19 protein-coding genes and 1 pseudogene are annotated in these 25,567 nt (G+C 48.5%); 6 read left to right on the forward strand and 14 right to left on the reverse strand.

Translation table 11 applies throughout. The features are described from left to right. Window positions 1-51: 51 nt before the first annotated feature. From AB3N00_RS05630 to AB3N00_RS05640, 3 genes are all read right to left on the reverse strand, one after another. Window positions 52-1,887 carry an assimilatory sulfite reductase (NADPH) flavoprotein subunit gene (locus tag AB3N00_RS05630; RefSeq protein ID WP_413033706.1) on the reverse strand — a complete coding sequence of 612 codons (1,836 nt, stop codon included), beginning with the start codon at window positions 1,885-1,887 and terminating at the stop codon, window positions 52-54. Window positions 1,888-2,139: 252 nt separating this feature from the next. Further along, complete coding sequence (locus AB3N00_RS05635) at window positions 2,140-7,365, reverse strand: S-layer homology domain-containing protein (protein WP_413033707.1); 5,226 nt, start codon at window positions 7,363-7,365, stop codon at window positions 2,140-2,142. 471 nt (window positions 7,366-7,836) lie between these two features. Beyond that, the gene (locus AB3N00_RS05640; protein ID WP_095287476.1) at window positions 7,837-9,393 is read right to left on the reverse strand and encodes an ABC-F family ATP-binding cassette domain-containing protein; all 1,557 of its coding nucleotides are present in this window, start codon (window positions 9,391-9,393) and stop codon (window positions 7,837-7,839) included. 160 nt (window positions 9,394-9,553) lie between these two features. Here AB3N00_RS05640 and AB3N00_RS05645 point away from each other — a divergent pair, with 160 nt between their 5' ends. Further along, window positions 9,554-10,018, forward strand: a complete 465-nt coding sequence (locus tag AB3N00_RS05645) for an SET domain-containing protein (protein ID WP_413035200.1) — start codon at window positions 9,554-9,556, stop codon at window positions 10,016-10,018. Window positions 10,019-10,098: 80 nt separating this feature from the next. Here AB3N00_RS05645 and AB3N00_RS05650 read toward each other — a convergent pair whose 3' ends face one another. The 7 genes and pseudogenes from AB3N00_RS05650 to AB3N00_RS05680 form a co-directional block, all read right to left on the reverse strand. Further along, window positions 10,099-10,710 carry a DUF1349 domain-containing protein gene (locus AB3N00_RS05650; RefSeq protein WP_413033708.1) on the reverse strand — a complete coding sequence of 204 codons (612 nt, stop codon included), beginning with the start codon at window positions 10,708-10,710 and terminating at the stop codon, window positions 10,099-10,101. Between the two features lie 103 nt (window positions 10,711-10,813). Beyond that, window positions 10,814-12,156: pseudogene (locus AB3N00_RS05655) on the reverse strand (dihydrolipoyl dehydrogenase family protein). 38 nt (window positions 12,157-12,194) lie between these two features. Further along, a complete protein-coding gene (gene opuFB, locus AB3N00_RS05660) occupies window positions 12,195-13,709 on the reverse strand; it encodes an osmoprotectant update ABC transporter permease/substrate-binding subunit OpuFB (protein WP_413033709.1) in 1,515 nt (504 codons plus the stop codon). Beyond that, window positions 13,702-14,709: an ABC transporter ATP-binding protein gene (locus tag AB3N00_RS05665; protein ID WP_413033710.1), complete on the reverse strand. Its 1,008-nt coding sequence runs from the start codon at window positions 14,707-14,709 to the stop codon at window positions 13,702-13,704. Before AB3N00_RS05665 ends, opuFB begins: the two co-directional genes overlap by 8 nt. Before the next feature lie 215 nt (window positions 14,710-14,924). Next, window positions 14,925-15,770 (reverse strand): NmrA family NAD(P)-binding protein, encoded by an 846-nt coding sequence (locus AB3N00_RS05670; protein ID WP_413035201.1) that lies wholly within the window; start codon window positions 15,768-15,770, stop codon window positions 14,925-14,927. A gap of 53 nt (window positions 15,771-15,823) precedes the next feature. Then, window positions 15,824-16,255 (reverse strand): nuclear transport factor 2 family protein, encoded by a 432-nt coding sequence (locus AB3N00_RS05675; protein ID WP_413033711.1) that lies wholly within the window; start codon window positions 16,253-16,255, stop codon window positions 15,824-15,826. Between the two features lie 103 nt (window positions 16,256-16,358). Beyond that, on the reverse strand, window positions 16,359-16,943 hold the full coding sequence (locus tag AB3N00_RS05680) for a TetR/AcrR family transcriptional regulator (RefSeq protein WP_413033712.1): 585 nt from the start codon (window positions 16,941-16,943) through the stop codon (window positions 16,359-16,361). Window positions 16,944-17,111: 168 nt separating this feature from the next. Between AB3N00_RS05680 and AB3N00_RS05685 the strand changes: the two genes are divergently transcribed. Both AB3N00_RS05685 and AB3N00_RS05690 read left to right on the forward strand, forming a co-directional pair. Next, entirely contained in the window at window positions 17,112-17,474 is a 363-nt protein-coding gene (locus AB3N00_RS05685; RefSeq protein WP_175396322.1) for an iron-sulfur cluster biosynthesis family protein, read from the forward strand. Window positions 17,475-17,730: 256 nt separating this feature from the next. Beyond that, window positions 17,731-18,507, forward strand: coding sequence for a D-alanyl-D-alanine carboxypeptidase family protein (locus AB3N00_RS05690; protein ID WP_413033713.1), 777 nt, complete (start codon window positions 17,731-17,733; stop codon window positions 18,505-18,507). 130 nt (window positions 18,508-18,637) lie between these two features. Here the strand turns inward: AB3N00_RS05690 and AB3N00_RS05695 are convergent, their stop codons facing one another. Continuing rightward, window positions 18,638-18,877 (reverse strand): hypothetical protein, encoded by a 240-nt coding sequence (locus AB3N00_RS05695; protein WP_413033714.1) that lies wholly within the window; start codon window positions 18,875-18,877, stop codon window positions 18,638-18,640. A 130-nt stretch (window positions 18,878-19,007) separates the two neighbouring features. Here AB3N00_RS05695 and AB3N00_RS05700 point away from each other — a divergent pair, with 130 nt between their 5' ends. Both AB3N00_RS05700 and AB3N00_RS05705 read left to right on the forward strand, forming a co-directional pair. Continuing rightward, complete coding sequence (locus AB3N00_RS05700; RefSeq protein ID WP_413033715.1) at window positions 19,008-19,640, forward strand: nitroreductase family protein; 633 nt, start codon at window positions 19,008-19,010, stop codon at window positions 19,638-19,640. Between the two features lie 241 nt (window positions 19,641-19,881). Beyond that, window positions 19,882-20,340 (forward strand): AraC family transcriptional regulator, encoded by a 459-nt coding sequence (locus tag AB3N00_RS05705; RefSeq protein WP_413033716.1) that lies wholly within the window; start codon window positions 19,882-19,884, stop codon window positions 20,338-20,340. A 71-nt stretch (window positions 20,341-20,411) separates the two neighbouring features. Here the strand turns inward: AB3N00_RS05705 and AB3N00_RS05710 are convergent, their stop codons facing one another. From AB3N00_RS05710 to AB3N00_RS05720, 3 genes are all read right to left on the reverse strand, one after another. Beyond that, entirely contained in the window at window positions 20,412-21,656 is a 1,245-nt protein-coding gene (locus AB3N00_RS05710; protein WP_413033717.1) for an aminopeptidase, read from the reverse strand. A gap of 29 nt (window positions 21,657-21,685) precedes the next feature. After that, entirely contained in the window at window positions 21,686-23,296 is a 1,611-nt protein-coding gene (gene mbcS / locus AB3N00_RS05715; RefSeq protein WP_413033718.1) for an acyl-CoA synthetase MbcS, read from the reverse strand. Between the two features lie 181 nt (window positions 23,297-23,477). Further along, entirely contained in the window at window positions 23,478-24,482 is a 1,005-nt protein-coding gene (locus AB3N00_RS05720) for an aldo/keto reductase (protein WP_413033719.1), read from the reverse strand. 204 nt (window positions 24,483-24,686) lie between these two features. Here AB3N00_RS05720 and AB3N00_RS05725 point away from each other — a divergent pair, with 204 nt between their 5' ends. Further along, on the forward strand, window positions 24,687-25,529 hold the full coding sequence (locus AB3N00_RS05725; RefSeq protein WP_413033720.1) for an AraC family transcriptional regulator: 843 nt from the start codon (window positions 24,687-24,689) through the stop codon (window positions 25,527-25,529). Window positions 25,530-25,567: the final 38 nt, after the last annotated feature.

Here is a 25,567-nt window from a genome sequence, read left to right on the forward strand (position 1 = left end):
GCTGCTTTCTCCTCTCGTCTCTGCGGGATGTCTCGATCCGGGATTCCGGAATTAATACACGTCCCGCTGATAACGTTTTTCCTGTTGCAACCTCGTCAGATATTCCGATGCCTGTTCAGACGTCAAGCCGCCTTCTTGTTCAAGAATGGTAGCCAGTGCACCATGAACGTCATGCGCCATTTTTTTCTCGTCACCGCATACATAGATGACTGCGCCTTCCTGAAGCCACTGGTACAGCTCTTTGCTGTTTTCCAGCATCCGGTGCTGCACATATACCTTTTGCTCCGTGTCACGAGAGAAAGCTACATCCATTTTAGTAAGTACGCCGTCTTTGAGCCAGCGCTGCCATTCCGTCTGGTAGAGGAAATCCGTCAAGAAGTGCTGATCACCATAGAAAAGCCACGTTTTTCCTTCGGCTCCCGTTTCTTCACGCTCGCCCAGGAACGATCTGAATGGAGCCACACCTGTTCCCGGCCCAATCATGATGATTGGTGTATCCGGGTTCTCCGGCAGCTTGAAATTCGGATTATGCTGAATATAGATAGGCAGGCTGTCCCCTGCTTCAACACGCTCGGCCAGATGAACCGAGCATACGCCGTAACGCTCTCTTCCCCGCGCTTCGTAGCGTACCGTGCGCACTGTGAGGTGCACTTCATCCGGGAATGATTTGGAACTGCTGGCGATCGAGTATAGTCTTGCAGGAATTTTACGAAGTGCCGCAACAAACTCTGCAGCCGGAATGCCTCTCAGACTATAATCCTGTACCAAATCCAGCAGATCACAGCTGTTCATTACATTGCGGAATTCGGTGTCATTTGCCAGCAAATTTGCCAGTCCGCTGCCTGGGCTAAGCTTCGCGAGCTGCTCTACCACCGGCTTGGTTACAGCCGTAATTTCGAAGTAGCGCAGTAATGCTTCACGTACCGATACCTGCTCTCCGGATTTGTTCACCGTTACACGCTCATCGGCATTCCAATCCATGGCCGCAATCAGTTCATCCACAAGGCGTGGATGATTTTCCGGAAAGACGCCCAGGCTGTCACCCGGTTCGTAGTCCAGATTGGAACCTTCCAAAGACAATTCGATATGCCGTGTCTCCCGGTCCGATCCCCTGCCGTTCAGGTTAAGATTCTCCAATACCTCTGCCTTAAATGGATTGGTCCGGTTGTACTCGGATTCCCCGCTGCTCACCGCGGCAACAACGGCTTCACTGGAAACCGAACCCGCTGTCGCTGGCGTACTGCTGAGCGAAGCCAGCACATCATTCATCCATTCCGCAGCCGCTTCATCAAAATCAACGTCACAGTCCACACGCGGAACGATCGCCGTACCGCCAAGCTCCTGCAAGCGTTGGTCAAAATCCTTGCCTGTCTGGCAGAAGAACTCGTATGAAGTGTCTCCGAGCGCAAGCACGGAGTATTTCAATCCATCCAGCTTCGGAGCGCGTTTGCTGTTCAGGAATTCATGAAGTGGAATCGCATTATCCGGCGGCTCGCCTTCTCCATGTGTGCTGACAATAATGAGAAGATTCTCAATTTTTTTCAGTCCGTTCGGTTTGAAATCTCCCATGGCTGACAAGGTCACCTGAAGACCCTGTTCTTCCAGTTTCTTGGCCAGCTTTTTGGATAGTCCGCTGGAATTTCCCGTTTGGGATCCGTAGAGTACCGTCACTTCACGGGAAACCGGAGGTACACTAACAGCAGATATTGCCTCTGCCTGTACGTTTTGTCCCGCACCTGCTCCGGCCGCTACCGCTGAAATCCCCTGAATTGCTGTCAAATATCCGCTAAGCCATGTTTTTTGTCCAGCGTTCAATGTAGGAATAAGACGATTGAGCAGTTCAACCTGTTCCTGATTAAAAGGGCTGTTTGTCACTTGAAGTTCCACTATTTGCCACCTCGCGCATTGCTTCAATTTTAATTCCTACTAAAATGATCATATTAATTTCTACTACTTAGAACCTAACACACGGGGTGTTAAGGGTCAATTTCAATGATTTTATAACATTTATCAGTTTCGCTGATAAAGGAACAATATGTGCGAATTCGTTCTCTTAACAGTAATGCAAAAAGGCTTACTCCGGCCTGAAATCCAGGTCAAAGTAAGCCTTCCCCTGCTTACGCTCCAATCCTTGTTTCGTCAGTTAGGCCAAACCAGTTTGCTCATCATTGCATAAAGCAGCGTGGCTGACTCCGCACGGGTCGCTTCGGCAAGAGGTTTTACCTCACCATTGTACCCGCTAACTATGCCCAGATGCACAAGCATAGCCACGCTGTCCCGGGCATATGAACGAATTGCGGAAGCGTCGCGGAATTGAGCAAGGCTATCGGCCGTGGTCGATTCCGACTCGAGCAATCCGGCTGCTCCAAGCGCTCTGACCGTCAGCGTCATCATTTCCTGACGGGTGATGGTTGCCTCAGGCATAAAGTGCCCATCTCCGGTGCCGCTGGTGATACCAAGCGAACGGGCAGCAGTAACTGCTTCGTAGTACGGAGCCTCCCCGCTGACATCGGAGAACGCATTCCCGGGCATAGCATTTCCAGGCAAAGCGTTCAAGCCCAATGCGGTAACCAGCCACTGCACGTATGTACCGCGCGTCATAGCCTCTTTCGGTTGCAGCTGACGGGTGTCTTCGCTAGCGCCTGTATCAATGACTCCTCTAGCAGCCAAGGCCTCCATAGCTTTTTTTGCCCATTGTACATTCGCAAGGTCTGCGAATGTCTGCTCCACAGACAAGGCGGCATAGCTTCCTGCTGCGGACGTGACGGAGAATACGATCTCGCCACTGTTATGATCGTAACGGCTTTGCGGCAGCGGGGTTGTACTCTGGTCTTCATTAATGCCAAACGCTATGATCGAATCCCGGTCTGCATCTTGCGATGTTTTGTACGGCACACGAAGCGTCAGCTTACTTGCCGATGGCCAACGATCACCGTCCAGATGGAGTTCGAGTTTAACCCCATGCTGTGTTCCGTGTTGTACTGATACCGATTGTGGCAGTTCAGTCCGGATTAATCGCACAGATGCTGTCTCGTGGCCGACCAAGTCCTTCGTGGGCAGCGTCGCAGGAATTTCTACTGTCCCCAATTCCGTTACGATGCTGAACACGTGTGACCCGCCCTGATCTGCCAACACAGAGACAGGCAGGAGTACTTCATAAGCGCTTGCTCCTGAGACCGGTTTATGCCGAAGTTCGACGAGACGGAGACCAGCAGCTGAAGGAGGCGCGGCTTTAAACGCCTCTTCAATCACTGAAGCATCCACTTTCGTCTGAACTACGCCCTCCTTGTCAAGTAACCCTTGCAGCTCAAGAAGTGAACGGTCTTTTAGCGGCTCAGGCCGTGGCGAAGAGTTCTCTACACTCGGGATGCTGCCTCCCTGTTGCCCACCGGAGCTGCTCGAACCACCGCCTGAATTTCCATTTGATCCACCTCCCGAACCATCAGAGCCCGTGTTCCCTGGGGAGGGCGCATATGCCGGTACCTTCACCGTCAGGGGCATTGTCTTGGCTTTGCTATCGTCAGAGGTTCGAATAATTTCCAATTCCAGCGTTACCATTGTTTCCTTTAATGCTGGAATGATCGTTCCATCGGTTTGAATGACGGCCGGTACCGAGCTGGAAGCGATCTCCACCGTGAAACCCAAAGGCACGACTGGCAATTTCAATCTCTTCGCACCTGCAGAAGGCTGTTCCAGTGCCGTAATGCTTGCAGCCACATCAGCAGCAGTCTGCTGAGGCATAAGCACCTGATAAGCGGAAGATAAACCACGTATGGAGTTCCCCGTCGCGTCAAAAGCTTCCACTTTATAATAGTAATCGGTGCCAAGATCTAGCCCGCTGTCGGTGTATTCCCGAAGACTGCCACTGTAAATGACATTATACTCACCTTGCTCGTTATCCGATCGGTAGAGCTTATAACTTGCCGCACCCAGCTGAGCATCCCAGCGAATCGTAGCACTCGTTGCGTCCGATATTTCGGCATTCAGGCCGGCGCTATTGTCTATCGGTGCTGCTGCATCGGGTTTGGCAATTACAATCCAGCTGATCAGTGGATCCTGTGACGCCGTATTACGCACCGTAAGTTCAAGCTTATTCCCCGTAACGACTATGCCTGTATGAGCTCTAACATTAGCAGGCGTGTACGTCACCGCCCCTGTGTTATTGCCGTTAATCAGGAAGTTTGCTCTGCGGGACGTATTGGTCCACGGATCGTTGAAACCTGCGTACACATCATAAGTTCCATTCGGCACTTCAAAATTGTAGGTGAGATCGCTGCCCTTGGGCGAATTGCTCACATTGCCGCCGTTCAAATAACGCACGGTCGAGAAAATATCCCCGCCGACCGAACCGGAAGGTAACGCATCCGCGCTGACATACCCCCAATTCCGTCCCTCTGCCGGCGCGTACATCTGATCCGCCGTTCCCGGGTTGGCAAGCGAGCCTTTCATGTATGATCCCATGAGCTTGTAGTCGGCTGTTTCGTAGCCGCCGCTATTCACAAAATACAGCGCGTTCTCTGGAATAACGTACACACGGACCGCTTGCTTTTTGTTATTGTACTGGGGTGTCGTAACCTGCAGTGTGATCGGTCCCGGTTTGGCAAAATCGTCTGCCGTCATGGCCTGGTTATCGACCGTCCATACCGCTGGCGTTGGTACCAGCGTTCCTCCGTCACGCACGTTGACTGTGGTTGGCAAGGATGGCACTTTCCCAAGCGGCACGGCCTCCGGCAGCGGGTCAGCGATGTCCACCTTGCCCATCGAATTCAGCAGATCGGGCGCCCAGCTGTCGTACCATCGGATTGCAATATCGGAGCCTATTCCGAACTCAATCGGCAAGAATACATATTTTGCTCCGTCATTCGAGAAATTGCCGCCATTCCACGTATCTCCCACGTAAATGAACTTGCCTTTTTCCGGGTCGACCGGAATGACCGAGGTGGTCTGTGTGCCGAACGCCTTGCCCGGATCGGGATCGCTCGGCAGCGTGCGTACAAACGGATTGGTCATCGTAGTCCAAGGGCCGAAAATGTTGTCCGCCACCGTCACCTTATTTTCGTTGGGAGCCCAACCTGATGCTCCGGAGGTCAAAATATAATATTTGCCCTGATACTTGAACATTGCGGGGGCTTCGCGCTGTCCGCCCGGGAACACCCGCACGTAATCAACGCCGTACTCTGCCTGATAGGTGGAGTCTCGCACGGGGTTACCTTTCTCATCCGTGAGACCCTGCTTATGCCATCCCGTCACATCGCTGTAATCATCGGTCAGTTTGGAGATATACAGTGTCAGGTTTTCCTCGCTGGAATAGATGAGATATCCGGTACCATCGTCGTCCTTGAACAACGTCATGTCACGTGCCATGCCCCGATCGCTTGGGAAGTAATCCTTCTCCCCTTCGGGAGCTCTGTCCATCCGGTAACTCTTCTGATAAACGAAAGGACCTGTCGGGGAGTCACTGATCGCGTAGCCGGCACGCGCCTTTCCATAGTTAGCATTGTCGTTGTAGGGGTCCTTGTCTCCGTCCATGTGCGCCCACATGACGTACTTTTTCGTTTTATCGTTATAGATGACCTTCGGCCGTTCAATGATCCGCCCTTTGCGGATATCCGCCCAAATGTCCACCCTGTCTTCTCGCCCTGCATACAATGTGGAGATCAGCGGATCATTGTCGAAATCATCCATGGATTGAATCATCGTCAGTGCCATGCCTTCATCTGTCCAGTTCAGCAAGTCATTCGATGAATACACACGCACGCCAACGGCTGGCCAACCTCCCGTATGATATTCACCATACCAGTAATACTTTTCAGTCTGTTCATCGTAGAAAAAGCCTGCCCCATGCGCGTCAATTGGCTTGCCGCCCTGATCCGGCCACAACTGCCCTGGCGTGAAGCTTGTGCGGATCGTGGCAACGCCCAGCGGGGCAGATGCCGGGGAAACAGCACCATCCACTGTCGCCTGGATAACATAAAAATATCCCGTGCCCATCGTCAGACCACTGTCATTGAACGTGCTTTCGTTTCCGCTGTACACTTGTTGATACGTGCCCGCAGCACTCGTTGCCCTAGAAATGGTGTACGTGACGTCGGACCCAGGGAGGGCGTTCCAGCCAAGGGAGATCGATGTATCCGTCACGGCTGCAGCAGCAAAACCTGCCGGGGAATCAATCGAGTATGTGGTGACCTCTGCCGATGTAACCCCGGACTCTCCAGCAGCGTTATAGGCTGTTACTCGATAGCTGTAGCCTTGGCCCGGCTCAAGTCCATGATCCGTGTAGCTGAGCCCTGTACCATCGTATACCTGCTCATATTGGTCACTGCCAGTTCCCGCCCGGGCTACACGGTAGCCCGTCGCCTTGTCCACGGCTGACCAGGACAACTTCACACTGGCGCCATCAAGTGCCACGGCCTTCAGTTCGCCCGGAGCCTGCGGAGCGGTGGCCGTTGTCCGGACCTCCAGCGGTGCAGACCATAACGATTCGGTCATCCCTCCGTATTCGTAAGCGAGCTTGTAATAATACACTGAATCCGTATTTAACCCCTCATCCACGTAACTTAAAGAGCCTGTGTTGGTTACAGGGGAATAGCCCCCTTCAGGTGTAGAAGAACGATACAAGCGATAACTTGTTGCACCTGTGATCTCGGTCCATTGCAGCGAAACCGAAGATGCTGTCTGCCCATCGCTTGAGAGCAGAATATCGTTCCTTGGCGGTGGCTCGGCAATGATCGCGTCATCTGCATGAACCGACTGCCAGCGATTTCGAATGCCAAGCGTGCCTGCGCCATATGTATTGTCGACCAGATCGAATATCAACCGATCCGAGCCGTCTTCGTCGATGTATCCACGAATAGAAGTACCCGACAGTACCATTTTGACCGTATACCATGTATTACTGGCAAACGCATAATCCACCGATTTCAAGGTCGTATCCGTTCCGTTTATCCGCTTGGAGAAGACGAGCTTATTGGCCGGAACCTGCATTTGAAAATAATAAAAGTTGCTCTTGTCCTGAAACCGCGGCAAAATCCCCGGATATCCCTGACCGTCTCCCGTGTAAAAGCGCATGGACACCGTCATGTCGGACATGATGTCTCCGGTGGATATAATGCCTTCCCCGGTATCACTCTGAAAAAGTGTGGAGTTGGACGAATCTGCCGGGTCCATGATTACCTCCCAATTGCCCGAGCTTACGTTCCACGTGGGCGATGCCGTGTAATCCCCATCGGAAAAATCGTCCTGCAGCAGCGTGGCAGGCATTAACTCCGTTTCGGCATATGCCTTGCTTGGCAACAACAACGGTCCGGAAGACAATACCAACGTAGCAGATAACATGAATAACAAGGGTTTCCTGAGTTTATTCAATGTTCATTCTCTCCTTTGCCTCGGAAGATGAAAGCATGGTTATTGAAGGCCCGGTGTTGTTATCCGGCCTATCCTCAGCAGCCAGCATGCGGTGTCATGCGCGTCTCACCTCCTCTCTTTAATGAAACCGGTTTCATTAAAGCGCAAAAAAAGACCTGTCCTCCCTTCTAAGTGCAATGATACCCATACGGAATACCGTGTCTTCTTTGCCCTAAGTAGTGAAACAGGATTGTTTAATATAAATGTAAGCGATTTCCTAAATTATATTATCGCCTAATTGTAGCTGTCAACTACAATTCTGCAATCGCAAAAAAATTCCCCAGGCATTAACGCCCAGGGAATTTTTATACGGATAATCGTTTTAGAATGGACAAAGGATTATGAACATAACCCCCAACTCCTTCTATTTCGTCCCGACTAAAAACTAGTACCAGAAGCAAAATCAAACGATAATCCTACACTAGCGAAGACTTAAAATACTTTGGTTGTCCATGATTCGCAGTTCCATGTCTCCGTCACGACATCACGATAGAATTCCGGTTCGTGCGAAATCAGCAGAATGCTGCCTTTGTAGGCTTTGAGCGCACGTTTCAACTCATCCTTGGCATCCACGTCAAGGTGGTTCGTCGGCTCATCGAGTACAAGCAGGTTCGTTTCGTTGTTGATCAGTTTGCAGAGACGCACTTTGGCTTTCTCGCCACCGCTCAGCACGGCTACCTTGCTCTCAATGTGCTTCGTAGTCAGTCCGCATTTTGCAAGTGCTGCACGCACCTCGAATTGCGTGTAGGACGGGAACTCCTGCCAGATCTCTTCGATACAGGTATTATAGTTCGCATCCTTCATCTCTTGTTGGAAGTAACCGATCTCGAGATGCTCTCCACGCTGAACCGTTCCTTCCAAGGCAGGAATTTCACCCAGAATGCTGCGCATCAAGGTTGTTTTACCGATACCGTTCGCACCTACGAGTGCAATCTTCTGACCACGCTCCATACGCAGATCGAGCGGTCTGGACAACGGCTCATTGTATCCAATCACAAGACCTTTGGTTTCAAAAATAAGCTTGCCTGACGTTCTTGCATCACGGAAGTTGAACTGCGGCTTCGGCTTCTCCTTCGCGAGTTCAATGACATCCATTTTGTCGAGTTTCTTCTGTCTGGACATCGCCATGTTGCGTGTCGCCACACTGGCCTTATTACGCGCGACGAAATCCTTAAGATCCGCAATTTCCTGCTGCTGGCGCTTGTAGGCCGACTCCAGCTGCTGCTTTTTCATTTCATATACTTCCTGGAAGTGATCATAATCGCCCACGTAGCGGGTCAGATCCTGATTTTCCATGTGATAGATCAAGTTGATTACGCTGTTCAGGAATGGAATATCATGTGAAATGAGAATAAAGGCATTCTCATATTCCTGCAAATAACGCTTCAGCCATTCGATATGCTGTTCATCCAGATAGTTCGTCGGCTCGTCGAGGAGCAGAATATCCGGTTTTTCAAGCAGCAGCTTGGCCAGCAGAACTTTGGTCCGTTGACCTCCACTCAGGTCATTAACGTCCTTGTCGAGACCGATATCCGTGAGGCCCAGACCGCGTGCTGTCTCGTCCACTTTGGCATCGATCATGTAAAAGTCCTGGTTGGTCAGCGTATCCTGAATGGTTCCAACGTCCTCAAGCAGCTGTTCCAATTCCTCTGGAGTCACATCCCCCATCTTCCCATACATCTCGTTCATTTCCTGCTCCATGTCGAACAGGTATTGAAACGCACTGCGCAGGATATCACGAATGGATTGTCCCTTGTTCAGTACGGCGTGCTGATCGAGATAACCCACACGCATCCGTTTGGACCACTCGACTTTGCCCTCATCCGGCTGGAGTTTGCCCGTAATAATGTTCATGAAGGTGGATTTACCTTCACCATTGGCTCCGATCAGTCCGATGTGTTCGCCCTTCAAAAGGCGGAAAGAAACGTCGTTAAAGATAGCACGGTCACCAAAACCGTGGCTTAATTTTTCCACATTTAATATGCTCATTCATGACACCTTTTCTATATAGACTTCATTCTTGTATATTATAATCAATATATCATGCACAACTCAACGCCATATTTGCCTTATATGCATGAATCGGTTAAAATTTGGCCTTAAACTACTACAGAACGGAGCTCTCTCAGACGAGCATCAGGTGAACATTATGATTGAAGTAAAACAATCCAAATTGGGTAATGGCGAGTTTAATCGAGGGGTATTTGCCACAGTGGATATTCCGAAAGGCCAGTTGATCCATCAGGCCCCGGTTGTCCCTTATCCCAACGAAGATCACGAACATGTGGAAAAAACAATCCTGGAGGATTACGTATTCGAATATGGTGCCAATCATACTGCCATTTTGCTGGGTTACGGCAGCTTGATCAATCATTCGTATGAACCGAACGCCACCTATGATATCAACTTTGAAAACCATACCTTTGATTTCTATGCTTACAAAGATATCAAAGCAGGCGAAGAGGTCCTGATTAATTACAATGGCGAAGAAGACAATATGGACCCGTTATGGTTTCTGGACGATTATGAAGAACGTATGCGTGAGCTGAACGAAGCAGACGAACGTAACGATGAGAATGGTGAAGACAACGAGTCAAGCTCAACAGATGCATAATGCAAACAAGCAAGTCTTCCATCACGGAGGACCTGCTTGTTTTTTTGTGGAATAAATTAGTCCACTTATCCTGAGTATTCTCAATCATAAATGGGTGGATCTGCGTGCAGGTCCTCATCCGGTGCGGTTGTTCTCCACTGCGTAAATGCGACTTCAAACCCAGCTCGCTTGGGTGAACATAGAAACGGCCCAGCCTGCTTGTGCGTCGGATAAGCGAAACGCGCAACCCGAATCGTCCGCCAGGGATGTTCATCCGTACGTGCTCGAATGACTACCGCTTCATTGTGGTAAGAGGCTCGAATGGTAACCAACCGTCCACCCCATTCCGGGATTGGAGAGAGTGACCAGTCAGAGAATTGGTCTGTCACTACAGCACCGATATGCACAACCCCATCGTTCACTTCCACCCCGGCCTTGATCCATTGTTCCTTGCTGTGCCAGAGCATCAAGCCTGCCTGATCATATAATTCAGTGAATGAACTCAGATCAAATGTTACTTCAATCGCTTTACTTTCATCCCAAGGGGCCAGCAGGGCATGTCCATTCTGATGACAGAATCCGTAGAACGTTTTCTCCCAAAAGTCACTGCCTTCCTGTGCTTCCACGATGAACCGCTCACCCTCTGTTCGGGTAGCAACCGGCTCAGTAGTCCATGTGGCATCGGATGAACCAAGAAAATGCGCTGCTGACATGTGTTCAACATCCTTCCATCATCAATGATTTCAAGAATCGATCATTACTCTTTACTCGTTAATCACTAGTTCATATGATCACTTATCATAGTTTCCATGCTGTTTAAAGCAAGGAGCCCAGGTCCGAAGCAGCTGTAGGATATGCGAAATTCATCGTGTTCAGCTGATCGGTTGTGAGCTCGAACTGAATCGCCATCGCAAACAGATTAATCAGCTCTTCGGTCTCGCTGCCGATTACATGTGCACCAAGGATGCGTCCTGTAGCGTTGTCGATCACAACTTTGGCCATGGCATATTTTTCATTTGTCCGTTTATAAGTATACCATTTCGACATGTCATTTACTTTCACTTCGTAACCTTCCTTCTCGGCTTGCTCAACATTGAGACCAACAGAGCCAATGGATGGCACGGTAAACACGATGGAAGGCATGACTTTATAATTCGGTTGAACATGGTTTCCCTTCAGCAAATTTGAGGCTACAGCCCGTGATTCCTGACCTGCCAGAGGCGTAAGAGGAAGACCTTTCGTCGCGGCGACGTCACCGGCTGCATATACTTTGGGATTGCTGGTGCTTTGCAAATATTCATTCACAATAATACCGTTCTTACTATAGCTGACCTTTCCCTTTTCCAGTTCCAAGCCCTCGACGTTCGGGATACGCCCTGCTCCATGCACGACTTGGCCGCACTGCCACTGATGATCTGCCCCATTCCGGGTTCCGCTGACCATGTAGGTCTCCCCCTGCTTTCGAATGGACTTCACTTCGGCGTTCAGGTGAACATGTATGCCAATCTCTTCGGATTTCTGAACCAGCAAGTCGACGAGATCCTTATCAAACTGCTCCAGCGGCCGTTCGCCACGGTGAATGATGTGTACTTCGCTCCCCGCTCTTGCGGCAATGTGAGCAAATTCAAACGCGATGTACCCCCGCCCACCAACACCAGTTGATCGGGAAGCTGCTCCATATCCAGGAAATCATCACTGTAAAGGAGATGCTCTGCACCTTCAATGGAAAGTGGCGCGGGCTGCGCACCCGTTGCTATCAGAATGTGTTTGCCACGAAGTAATTCATCACCCACACGAATGTGATCTTCATCAACAAAAGAAGCCTTGCCATGGAATGTATCCATCCCGGCCTGTTTGAATTTATCCTCGCTCGCTCTCGGAATACTTGCAGTAAATGTACGTTTAAAGTTCATCAGTTCAGGCCAGTTCATGGTCGTCTTGCCCTGAGTGCCCTTCCCCAGCATTCGCTCATTCCGGTCGATGAGTTCAGCAGCTCCGGCCAACACTTTTTTGGGATCGCATCCTCGCAAGGCACAAGTTCCGCCAAACTCACGCTCATCAATGACGGCTATCTTCCATCCGGCTTCAGCGCAGCGGGATACAACTGAACTCGCTGCACTTCCGGTACCTATTGAAATTAGATCATATAATGGTGTCATGACTAGTTCCTCCTCTTCCTTCTCCCAACATATAAAATCTATAACAAACCTGCCTTCTGCAAATAGTCAGATGCTACCTGCTTCGGACGGGCTCCATTCACATTCACCTCATAATTCATCTGACGCATCTCATCATCTGTAATGCGTCCGGCCAGCTGATTCAGTACCTCGATCAGTTGCGGATACGCATCTGCTGTCTCCTTGCGAAGCATCGGTGCTCCCTGATATGGAGGGAAGAGCTCCTGATCATCTTCCAGCACCACGAGATTATATTGCCTCAGCTCACTGTCGGTAGAATAAGCATCAACCAGGTTAATATCACCTCGCTGAACAGCACTATATCGCAGTTTGGGTTCCATCGTGGCTACGTTCGGAAACCGAATACCATACTTTTTCTGTATCCCGAGATAACCGTCCTCGCGATCTGAAAATTCCAGTGTAAATCCAGCTTTCATCTGCTGCTGAACCGACTGGAGATCAGATATGCTTTTCAAATTAAACTGGTCGGCAACCTTTTGCGGGACAGCCAGCGTGTACGTATTGTTGTATTCCATCGGGTCCAAAAGCACCATATCAAACTGGCTTAGCATTCCGTCCCTTGCCTGTTCATAGACTTCCGTGCGATCCGTACTGACGGCTGTTTCTTTCATGAATTCCGATATGGCCGTACCTGTAAATTCGGGATAGATATCGATGTCACCGGATTTTAAGGCATTGAACAAAAACGGGGTTTTCCCCAATCCCGGCTTTAATTCAACGGTGAGTTCCGTATCTTTTTCAATCATCAGCTTGTACATGTTAATCAAAATCTCCGGCTCTGCCCCCTGCTTGCCTGCAATGACCAGATCCTTCTGACCACCACGGAACAGCAGCGGAATGGTGATCACAAGTACGGCGACCAGTGCCAGTGCACCAAGAGTACCAAGCGTTTTGCGGAAGGACAGCCGCTGGAATTGCCGGAGCAGGACATCGAACAAAATTGCCAGCAATGCCGCAGGTATCGCCCCCAAAATAATGAGCGCAGTATCATTCCGATCGATACCGAGCAAAATCAGATCACCGAGACCGCCTGCGCCAATCAATGCCGCTAGGGTCGCTGTTCCCACGATGAGAACCATAGCCGTCCGAATCCCTGCCATAATGACAGGCATGGCCAGCGGCAGCTCCACTTTGCTTAGACGCTGACGACTGTTCATGCCCATCGCATTGGCAGCCTCGACCATTGAAGGATCCACCTCGGTTATGCCCGTGTATGTATTGCGAAGTACCGGAAGCAGTGCATATACCACGAGCGCAATAATTGCTGGAACCGTACCGATGCCAAACAGCGGAATAAGCAGCCCGAGAAGGGCCAGCGACGGTATGGTCTGCAAGACTGCGGTGATACCGATGATTGGTTCAGCAACTCTGGGCTTCCTCGTTAGATAAATGCCGAGTGGAATGGCAATCAGCACCGCGAAGAATAAGGCAATAAACGAAATCTGGATATGCTCCAGAAGAGCTGACAACAGCTGTCCTTTCCGCTCACTGAACACCTCGGAGAACCTACTCATGACCAACACCTCGCTTCTGCTGCAGCTGACCGGACCAGTACCGCAGCAGATCCGTTCTGCTCACCTGACCTACAATCTGGTGGTTTTTCTCGACCAGCAAGGTGTCGTAAGCATCCATGACATCTAATAAATCGGTCAGTGTGATGGAAACCGGAACAGCCGTCTTGGCAGACTTGGGTACATGGCCCGGTGCTAAGGGGACCATGATCGCTTCAAGATCAAAAACCGTCTGATGATCGGAAGCATAGTCTGAAGTATGATCTTGATTCACATCTATGTCAGGACCTCCGACAAAATCTCGTACAAATTCATCGGCTGGCTTTTGTACCAGCTCTTCAGGTGTGCCCACCTGTAATACTTGTCCATCCTTCATAATGCAGATACGATCGCCCAGCTTCATGGCTTCCTGTATGTCATGGGTGACAAACACAATGGTTTTCTTCATCTGACGCTGGATTTCCAGAATATCGTCCTGCAATTTCTCCCGGCTCATCGGGTCCAGAGCACTGAATGGTTCATCCATCAGTACAATCTCCGGGTCAGCCGCAAGTGCCCGCAGAACGCCGATTCTTTGCTGCTGCCCGCCGGACAGTTCTCCTGGTTTGCGATCACCGTAGGTTTCTCCATTCAGTCCCACCATGTCGAGCAAGCTATGTACACGATCGTGAATCTGTGCTGATTTCCATTTTCTCAATTCGGGAACAACCGCAATATTTTCGGCGATCGTCATGTGCGGAAATAGGGCAATCTGCTGCAGTACATAACCAATGTTCCAGCGTAACTCGTGAATGTTATATTCATCGATTGGCCGTTCATTGATACGTACCGTGCCATCCGTCCGCTCAATCAGGCGATTAATCATTTTGAGCATCGTCGTTTTGCCGCAGCCGCTCGGACCGATCATGACAAAGAGCTCGCCTTTGTTGATTTTGAGATTGACCTGACGGAGTGCATGTGTCCCATCAGGGTATTGCTTGGATACATTTTCGAATTGAATCATCCGTGCTCTTCTCTCCTTTAGCAACCTTTCATTCTCATCTATTTCCCCAAAAGCACAACCCTATAATCACCACTATGGACTTAGGCTCTTCTGTTCATAAAAGTCCAGATATACGAGTTTCTCTGCAAAATGTTGATAGATCAGCAAAAAAGACGGGCCTTAAGGCACCGTCCTATTTGCTGATATTGGAATGTTTCCTCCATTTTATTACTGCTTCATTTCACAGGAACTTTAATTAATTGCTCGAGTGCAATCGGGTCACGGCCTGTCACTTTTTTCACTGTATCCGTCGTTTGGTCCTCACTTCCTTCTTCCCGGATCTGTCTGTCCAGTCCGGCGAGGAGAGCGGCGTAGTCACCTGGCATCCCTGCGTCCACCATGCTTTGGGTCAATGCTTCATCTGATAGCGAACGATGCTGTATGGATTGCTCCATAACACGACTGAATATATTTGCGACCTGTCCGTAGGACAATGCTTCCGGGCCTGTAATGACATGTTCTGTATTATGAGGCACCTCATCCGTGAGAGCGTGAAAAGCAACTGCTGCAATGTCATCCGCGCTGACAAAGCCAACTCTCCCATCGCCCGTAGCACTATAAATTTCTCTATGCTGCTCCATCGTGATCCGGTGTGGCCCCTCCGTAAAGTTTTCCATGAAGTACGACGGCTGCAGCACAGCCCATTCGGGAGCAAGCTCCTTCAAAGCCTGATGCACCTTGCCGAAAACAGGACCATTCTCATCCACAGAAGCACTGCCAAGCAGTACAAATCGTTTCGCTCCTCCCCAGAGGGCTTCCTTGATAAAAGGAATCATCACATTCTCCGGATTCATGTCCAGTACAGGTACAACGAGATATACATTATCCACATTTTTCAGTGCTGCTGCATAAGTGGATGGGTCGTACCAATCAAAGTGGACCTGGTGTTCGTCATAATTTGAAGCGGGCTTTTTTCGGCTTGCGAGGCGAACCGGGTAGTTTTGGTTCTGAAGCAAAGCGGCAACGCGGCTGCCCGTCTTGCCGCTCGCTCCAGTGATGAGTGTTAGTGGTTTATCGTTAATCATGTGTATCTCCTCCTGAGTTTAGATGAATAGATATATTTTGTAAGACAGGCTCACTCCGCCTCTAAAGACTCCAGTACAACCAAAGGATTCCAATAGTCCTTGTAATGAGTAATCTTGCCGTTATCGTCATAAGTGACAACCGATATGTAGGCTTGGTGATATGGTTTGTTTGTGATCAACGATCGGCCTTTGCAAGTGAATTCCGCTACAAATTGATTTTGATCCTGTGCGACCATGATTACAGGTTCAGAAAACTCCTGGATCTCCATTTGTTCGAAAAGTGAATGGACATGCTTCGCAATTGCATCTTTTCCTTCCAAGAGCTGTGGGTACCCTGCCGGAGCGTATGGAAATTCAAAAACAGCATCTGTTGCAAACAGCTCCGTCCATTGATCCAGCTTTCCATCCAGTAACCATTGCGTAAATCCATGCATGATGCGATGTGCCGTATTATTTTCCTTTTGTTCCATAAAACTTGTCATATCTTACTTCCTCCTTCAATCATATTAAGATTAATTCCAGACTGATTAGTCTAAAATCGAGAAAAAATAAACGCCTTAAGCGTTCATTCTCCAAATCAGGAATCTAATCCATAACCGTTAATGTCGTACGCACCAACTCTTGCAGCACTTCTGAACGGGCACCGCTTTTGGCAGTAAACGTCAGTGACAGGCGAAAATAATTCAGAAAACGGGCAAGACCAAGCAATTCTTCTTCCGCATGTCGCAGCTCACCATTATTTCTCCCCCGGATCAACGCTTCAAGGAATACTTCCTCCATCTGTTTGTTGTTCTCCTGAATAAATGCCGCGATTTCATGGTTTTGCGGTGCCTGCTCGACAGCACTGTTGATGATAAAGCATTCATTGCGGCTTTCTTCATTCGAGAGCACACGAACCGCTTCATTAAACATCTGTTCCACACCCAACCGCACACTCGTGCATTCATTCAATAATTTGATGCTGGCCTGGGTTTTCTGATGAACATAGAATTTCAGTGCGGAGACAAACAGATCATGTTTGGTTCCATAGGTGTCGTACAAACTCTGACGCGCTATACCCAATTCTTTTAACAGTACCGTCAAAGAAGTCCCTTCATAGCCATGTGAACCGAATACAGCCGTTGCTTTACGGAGAACATGTTCTGTATCAAATTCCTTTGCTCTTCCCAAATTCCGTCCTCACCTCCCTCTGTATTGATTATAGAATACATTTTTCGGACTGATCAGTCAAGAAAAAAATTGAGTTGATTTTGGAGTCAAGTGGTATAATGAAAGGAGACGTTGATTTTCTATCATTTACATTTCAGGATCATTTTCAATATATAAGGAGTGAACCCTATGCATATTCAAATTACAGATCTGGCTGCGGCGAGATTAACCGAGAGCCTGAACGATCAACCTGGATATTTCAAAGTATTTTATGATACTGAAGGCTGTGGCTGTAACGGAATTCTGGTCATATTGATTGTGGATGAACCTGCAGCGCTGGATGAGCAGATCGAAACCAACCTGGTTCCGTTCTATGTTGATCCGAAGCAGCAGTTAAATCTCGAACAGCATATGAAACTGGATACGGAAGAAAACTATCCTTCCTTTACATTAAGCAGTGATTCCGGTGTACTTAGCAGCAATGTCCGCGTTCGAGACACGCGTGCTGTGAATGCGGGTATTTCCGGTGCACCGGATGCGTGCATGCTGTAATCTTTTTATTTTTCCAAAGAATGATGAACCATTTCTGTTATTAAACGCAAAGACTCTGCACACAGTGCAGAGTTTTTTTTGTGTCCTTTTGGCTAAAACGCCCGAACATATGAATCTCGCACAATTTGTTTACATCTCGGAAACAATTGGAGAACCTCTTGATATAATCCTCTAGTATACTCGGTATATAGATAAGCATGTCTGGAATCTATCGGATGCAGCATGCGAGAGATTCATCAACCCCGAGGAGGAACACATGAAATCATTCACACGTAAATCTATCGTATCCACGCTGCTCATAGGGTCTGTCATAGCAGGTGCTGCCTTCACTGCATTTCCCTTTGTACCATCCATGACGCCAGTCGCTTCGGCTGCCAGCTCCAGCTTCACCCAGTTTTTGCATGATAATGCGCCAAGCCGCACCATAAAAACAAGCAGCAGCGGTCTCGCCACCGTAACCAATCTATCCAGCACTGTGGTTCTGGTGAATAAAAAGAGAAATCTGCCTTCTTCCTACGCACCGAAAGATTTGGTGGTACCCAACATTCCATTTAGCTTCTCTGGCTCCAGTCCGAAAAAGCAAATGCGCAAAGTCGCTGCTACCGCGATTGAAAAGCTGTTTGCAGCAGCCAAAAAAGACGGCATTGATATCAAAGCCGTATCGGGTTACCGTTCGTATTCCACACAAAAATCCATTTTCAACCGTAATGCGAGTATCAAAGGTGAAGCTGTCGCCAACAAAACAAGTGCTCGACCTGGCCAAAGTGAACATCAGACCGGTCTTGCCATGGATATCTCCAGTGCATCGGCCCGCTATGATCTGCAGCAAAGCTTTGGCAATACCAAAGAAGGCAAATGGCTGAAAGCCAATGCCCACAAGTATGGATTCATCATCCGGTACGGCAAGGATCAGGAGAAGTTGACAGGCTACTCCTATGAACCTTGGCATGTTCGTTACGTCGGAGTGTACATTGCAGGAGAAATTACCAGTCAGAAGCTTACCCTTGAGCAATATCTGGAACGCGCAAAATAAACGACCATGTGCAATCACAAATAGAACACCATTCAGGAGTCAGGGCCCGTATGCGGGCCTTCTGCTCCAGCATTCTACCCAACAACTCCCAGATTTCAAGGTATCTAACTTTCGAAAAACCAGCCTTACATCAAAAACTGACAATTCTTTTGACAACGAGAGGCAGTCGCTTCAAACTTTCGGTTCCTGCCCAGGAACCCGCTCCTGCCAGTATGGCATTATGGCACAAATAAAATGCCGCATGGTAGGCAAGCGTGCCTACGATGATTTCCATCACCAAAAATCGTTTCAGTGTGGAGGATTGGATGACATATACCTTGAATTCGTGATAGGAACTCTCCCTTTTGAATCTGGTGATGAACGTCCTCATGAATCACCTCAACTGTTTTTATTTAAAGTTATGGTCGTTCAGTCTTGTCTTATTCAAAAATAATACTTACCAAAAGTAACTAAGCGTGTTATAGTCAGTCTATACTTTATACATAAGCGAGGTAACCACCATGAGTGAACTGGAGAAATTGGTCAAGAATCGTAGATCAGCCGTTATTTTTGAAGAAGGTATTGAAATCCCGGAATCGGACTTTCAGCAGATGTTCGCTTTAAACAAATTTGCCCCATCTGCCTTTAACCTGCAGCATACCCACTATCTTGTCTTGACCGATCCTGAACAAAAAGAAAAAGCATATGAAGCTTCACAGCAATACAAAGTAAAAACAGCCTCGGCAGTCATCGTCGTCCTGGGAGATATCAAGGCTCATCACCACATCCGCACGATTAACGAAGGATTGTTGCACTTGGGTGTGCTTAACCCGTTTGAATATGAACAGGAGTCCCAAAGTGTCTTCGATTTCTACGAATCCCGCGGCAGCGTGTTTCAGCGTGAGGACGCGATCCGTAATGCCAGTCTGTCGGCGATGCAGCTGATGTTGATTGCACAGGATATGGGATGGGATACGTGTCCGATGATTGGTTTTGATGCAGATGAACTGCAGAGCAGCCTGGATGTTCCAGAACATTACGTGCCTGTCATGATGATTACGATTGGCAAAAAGTCTGAAGCCAAACAGCGTCCACGCGGCTATCGGAAACCCATTAACGAGTATGTCAGCTTCAACAAAATGAATGCAGAGTAATTCATAACATAACAAACCAAGAAGGCCACGGTATTCCGCGGCCTTATTTACGTTTCAAAAGATATCAGCGTGTCTGAGATCGGAAAAAGTCATAATTAAAGATGAAGAAACTACACAGATCCCGTAGTTAAGCAAATTTCTCCTGCCTCGTATTCCTTTACCAAAAGAATTATGTAATTTTTTTTATAACATGTTAACATCCAACTTGTAAGAAAATCCAATGCAGAATGGAAGATAAAAAATGGAAATGATTATTGAACATCTCTTACCATGCCGAATCGCTTATGTAAGGCAAGTGGGCCCTTACGGCCCTGCCAACGTTCAAGCCATGAACAAGTTAAAACAGTGGGCAAACGAGAAACAAATGCTCACGGAAGCTGCGATTTTATTTGGCATACCACAGGATAACCCAACAACGACACCCCCAGAGCACTGCAGATATGATGCAGCTATTGTCCTCTCTGAACCTGAACATTCGGATGATGATTCGATCGAGATGGGTGAGCTACCGGGCGGAGATTATCTGATCTGTAAAGTTAGACACACGGCAGAAGATGTTCAGCAGGCATGGAATGAAATTATCCCTCATTTGCAAAATAGCAGTTATGTCATCGATAACAAACCGGTTATGGAACGATATCGGTGGGACCTCCTTGAACAGCATTATTGCGAGATATGCGTGCCTGTGAAGAAGATCTAACACGATAAGCTGCACAAAAAAAGTGACTTCATCATCGAAGTCACTTTCTCTCATCAATCTAGGTCAGATTATTAAAATGCCCAGTTTCCTTTGCGGAACACCGGCTCAATCGTACCATCCTGCAGCTCGCCGTCAATGTCCAGTTCAGCCGATCCAATCATGAAGTCGACGTGAGTCAGACTCACATTACACTCATGTTTGAGCAATTCCTCGTTAGACATCGTTGTACCGTCCTTCATGTTAAACGGATATGCGCTGCCTACTGCCAGGTGACAGGATGCATTTTCATCAATGCCGGTATTATAGAAAATACGATTCAGGTTCGAGATTGGAGAATCATGCGGCACCAACGCCACCTCACCAAGATAACGTGCTCCTTCATCCGTAGCAAACAGGTTTTTCAGGTGCTCTTCACCGGATGCGGCTGTGAATGCAACAACCTGGCCGTCCTTGAACGTTATTCTCATCTGATCTACCAGCTGTCCGTTCAAGTTCAGGGGCATCGTACTGCTGACATAACCATTAACGCCGCTGCGCTTCGGCATGGTGAACACTTCTTCGGTTGGCATATTGGCAACAGTGTACACGCCTGCCTTGTTCTCACTTCCGCCGCCACCCCAGATGTGGTTCTCTACCAGCTCAATTTTCAGATCCGTTCCCGGTGCGCGGTAGTGCAGGCTTTTATAATTTTTCTGGTTCAACTGATCACTCTTCGTGTTCAGGGTATCCAGATGCTGTCTCCAGTTCTCGATGGCATCTCCGCCGTCCACACGATTCATTTTGAAGATTGTATCCCACATCACATGAATGCGATCCTCCTCAGGAATATCCGCAAACACCTTATTCGCCCATGCCTTCGTCGGCGCCTTGATCAGACACCAGCTGATCTCGTGGTTGCGTGTATATTTTGAATAGCCGCGACGTGCTTGAGCAGCCGCCTTGGTCGCACGGGAAACTTTGTCCGAGTCGATGCCGTTGTACAATTCCGGGTCAGGCACTTTGATTGTCAAGGTTGCGCCGCCTGCTTCTGCAAATCTCTCCATCATGTCGCCTTTCCATGCCGGATAGTAGTCGAAGCTGTCATCAGAACCTTGCTGAAAACGACTGCGTGTAATTTGATCGTCCTCGAAATCGACCTGTACGTACTTTGCCCCGGCAGCGTATGCCTTGGCGACGATCAGGCGGGTAAATTCAAGCGTTTCGATGGGCGCTGTGACGAGCAGATCCTGCCCTTTCTGAATGTTTACGCCCACTTTGACCACCAGTTCTGCATATTGCTCCAACGATTTCTCAAACGTTTGCTCAAAATTGCTCATAGGTCGATTCACTCCTGGTTCATTTTTATTTAGGCATTTCGCTTTTCTTGTTCACGTAGTTCAATCCGGCGAATTTTGCCGGAGTTCGTCTTCGGCAGATCCGTCACAAATTCAATCTTGCGTGGATACTTATAAGGTGCTGTCCATTCCTTGACGTGATTTTGCAGTTCACGCATCAGTTCTGGTGAAGCCAGAGACTCGTCCCTCAGTACAACAAAGGCTTTAACCACATTACCCCGAATTTCATCCGGACTGGCAACAACGGCGCACTCCTTGACACTGGCATGTTTCATGAGCGCTTCTTCCACCTCGAACGGTCCAATCGTATATCCCGAACTGATGATAATATCGTCACTGCGGCCTTCAAACCAGAAGTATCCTTCTTCGTCTTTGCGTGCGCGGTCTCCGGTTACGAAATAATCCCCGCGCTGATTCGCTTCCTTCCGTCCCTCATCCTGATAGTAGGTGCGGAACAAGGCAGGCATATCCTTGTGAACTGCGATATCTCCCACTTCACCTGCTGGTTGAGGCTGTCCTTCTTCATTGATAATCTCAATCAAACCAGGTGTAATGGATTGTCCCATGGAGCCGATGCGTACGGGAGCGCCTTTCAGACTGCCAATCAGCAATGTACTTTCAGTCTGACCGTATCCATCACGAATGGTCAGGTCGAAGTGACGCTGGAAGATTTCAATGACTTCCTGATTCAATGGTTCACCCGCAGATACGGCGCTGCGCAGTTTGGACAGATCATAATGTCCAAGATCGTCCGCTTTCGCCATCAGGCGATACTCGGTTGGTGTGCAGCACAACACATTGATCCCGTATTCCTGCATCAGTTCAAGATAACGCTTTGGCTGGAATGATCCATTATAAACGAGACCTGTTGCTCCTCTTCCAAGTACGGACAGGAACGGACTCCAGATCCACTTTTGCCATCCAGGTGCGGCAGTTGCCCATACGGTATCCGAAGGCTGAATATCCAGCCATAACGAAGATGCGATACGCAGGTGGGCATATCCCCATCCGTGGCTATGTACAACTCCTTTGGGATTTCCGGTCGTGCCGGATGTATACGCGAGAATGGCAATATCGTCGCGGTGTGTTTCCACTGCATTCATCTCGTCGGATTGCCCTTCCATTAACTGCTGCACGTTGACCCAGCCTTCTGCGGGAACGCTGTTGTCACCCGTAGGTGATGCAACAATGCGATGAGCCAGTGCTGGCAGGTCTGCATCCATCTTTTCCACTTCTGCCGTCGTTTCGGACCAAACAATTACAGCACGCGCCTCCGAATGCCGCAGGCGATACTCCAGATCTTTGGCACGCAGCATCTCTGAAGATGGAATAACGGCAATCCCCAGTTTAAGACAAGCAATGTAAATCACATAGGCAATAATGCGGCGTGGTACCATGACCAGCACCCGATCACCTTTCTCTAAACCCAAATCACGCAAGCCCCCGGCAAGGCGGTTTGCCTGCTTGAATAATTCACCGTACGTAATCTCTTCCAATTCTTTATGATCGCTGAGCCATCTAAGTGCAATCCGATCTGACGGATGATTTTCCATCTCGGATGTCAGGTTATAGGTTTCAGGCGAAATCCACTGTTCAAAATTCAAATGGAGCCTCTCCTTCATATTTCAAATGTATAGCATCTATATATTATACCCTAAATCCTAGGACCAGGTGCTATGATATGAAATACTTTTTCAAAAAAAATAAACACAGGTCAATTATAATGACAATTCATTATAGCTGACTTGTGCTTTTATCAATCATTCTTTCATCATATCTGAAAGTCATTCCTGCTAATCGACTCTACCAAGCGTAATTCCCGATACCGTCCAATATACTTTCAATTTCTTTCAGTTCTTCGCTTGTCAGCCTCGGTGCCTTCAACGCGGCAACATTTTCTTCGATCTGTGATACACGGCTTGCTCCAATTAATGCGGAGGTTACGCGGTTGTCACGCAGAATCCAATTCAGCGCCAATTGGGAAATCGTTTGATCTCTGCGCTCAGCAACAGCCTGAAGGGCTTCGAACTTGGCAATCCGTTCGTCCGTATACGCTTCTGTCTTCAAATTGCCCGTCGGATTGGCGCGTTCTTCCTTGATCTTGTCCACGTATTTGTTCGTCAATTGACCGCGTCCCAGAGGACAGAATGCAATGGAGCCCACGCCTTGCTCATCCAGTACATCCTGCAATCCATCTTCGATCCAACGATTTAACATCGAATAGTTGGGCTGGTGTACAAGACAAGGTGTTCCCAGACTGCGCAGAATGGCGACGGCTTCCCTTGTCTGCTTCGCATCATAGTTGGATAATCCCACATACAGCGCTTTGCCTTGTCTCACGATGTAATCCAATGCAGCCATCGTTTCCTCCAGCGGCGTATTTGGGTCCGGACGATGATGATAGAAAATGTCCACATAGTCCAATCCCATCCGGCCAAGGCTTTGGTCGAGGCTGGCAATCAGATTTTTGCGGGAACCCCACTCGCCATAAGGCCCTTTCCACATGTAATACCCCGCCTTCGTCGAGATGAGGAGCTCATCCCGGTAAGGACGCAGGTGTTTTTTGAACAAGACACCAAAGTTTTCCTCAGCCGATCCTGGAGGCGGTCCATAGTTGTTCGCCAGATCGAAATGGTTAATTCCCAGATCAAATGAACGCAGAATCATCTCTTCCTGAATATCCAGCGTGCGGTTTCCGCCAAAGTTCTGCCATAAGCCAAGTGCAATTTGCGGCAGCCTGATCCCGGATTTGCCTGAACGGGCATAAGTCATTTCATCATAACGCTGTTCACTCGCAGTATAGGGCATTTTTAACTCTCTCTTTTCTTGTTAAGGTTGATGAACACCCTTTCATCTTAGTCATTTTCAATCCGTAACGATATGGCATATCACTATAACCCTATGGAATAATACTTGTTATCTTTTCAAGAGTTACATCTCATATTTCATTTCTTTTGAATAAAAATATGTTAAAATGCAAGATGAAACGAACTCACACAGGAGTGATTAGCCTTGATTACATATATGTTCAAAAACAATCCATTGCAGGATCTGCTGCTCCTTCATTACGGAACAGAACCTTGTACTCCCGGTCACTATTTTGGTCCTGCCATGCGGGATCACTACAAAATCCATTATATTTTGGATGGCAAGGGTACCTTCGAAGTTGGAGGCAAAACGTATGAACTGCATAAAGGCCAAGGTTTCCTCATCGTCCCCCATTCTGTCGTTCATTACAAGGCCGACTTGGAGGATCCGTGGGAGTACAGCTGGGTTGCATTTCAAGGAAGTATCTGTCCTTCACTTTTGCAGCAGGCTTGCCTGTCCGAGCATCATCCGATCTTCGAACTGGAAAATGATGATGATATGCGATCCTGCCTGCATCGCATGCTCAGTTCCCGGAATTCCCACAAAGGCTGGGAGATCAGCATGACCGGATGGTTATATCAATTTTTCTCCATTCTGATCGATCAGGCCAATGAAGACATTCTCCCCTTGGAGCAGGAATTCTCCAAAGAAACCTATGTAACGCAAGTGATGGACTTTGTCGAGATGAATTATGCAGGCCCCATCACCGTGCAAGCCATTGCTTCTCATATCGGTTTGCAGCGCAGCTATCTGTGTTCCCTGTTCAAGGAGCGGATGGGCACCAGTATCCAGTCTTATCTCGTCAATTACCGAATGCGCAAGGCGGCCGAATTGACTCTCGACACCGGATTGACCATTGGGGATATCTCCCGCTCTGTCGGATATTCAGACCAGCTGCTCTTCTCAAAAATGTTCAAAAAAGTGATGGGCGAAGCCCCTACACATTACCGCAAACACAAAACAGCACCTTCCCGGTTAAGCAGTTAACGGGAACGTGCTGTTTTAATATTTTTTCAGGACATGAC

It is taken from the genome of Paenibacillus xylanilyticus (genome assembly GCF_047246825.1).
GTDB classification, from domain to species: domain Bacteria; phylum Bacillota; class Bacilli; order Paenibacillales; family Paenibacillaceae; genus Paenibacillus; species Paenibacillus xylanilyticus_B.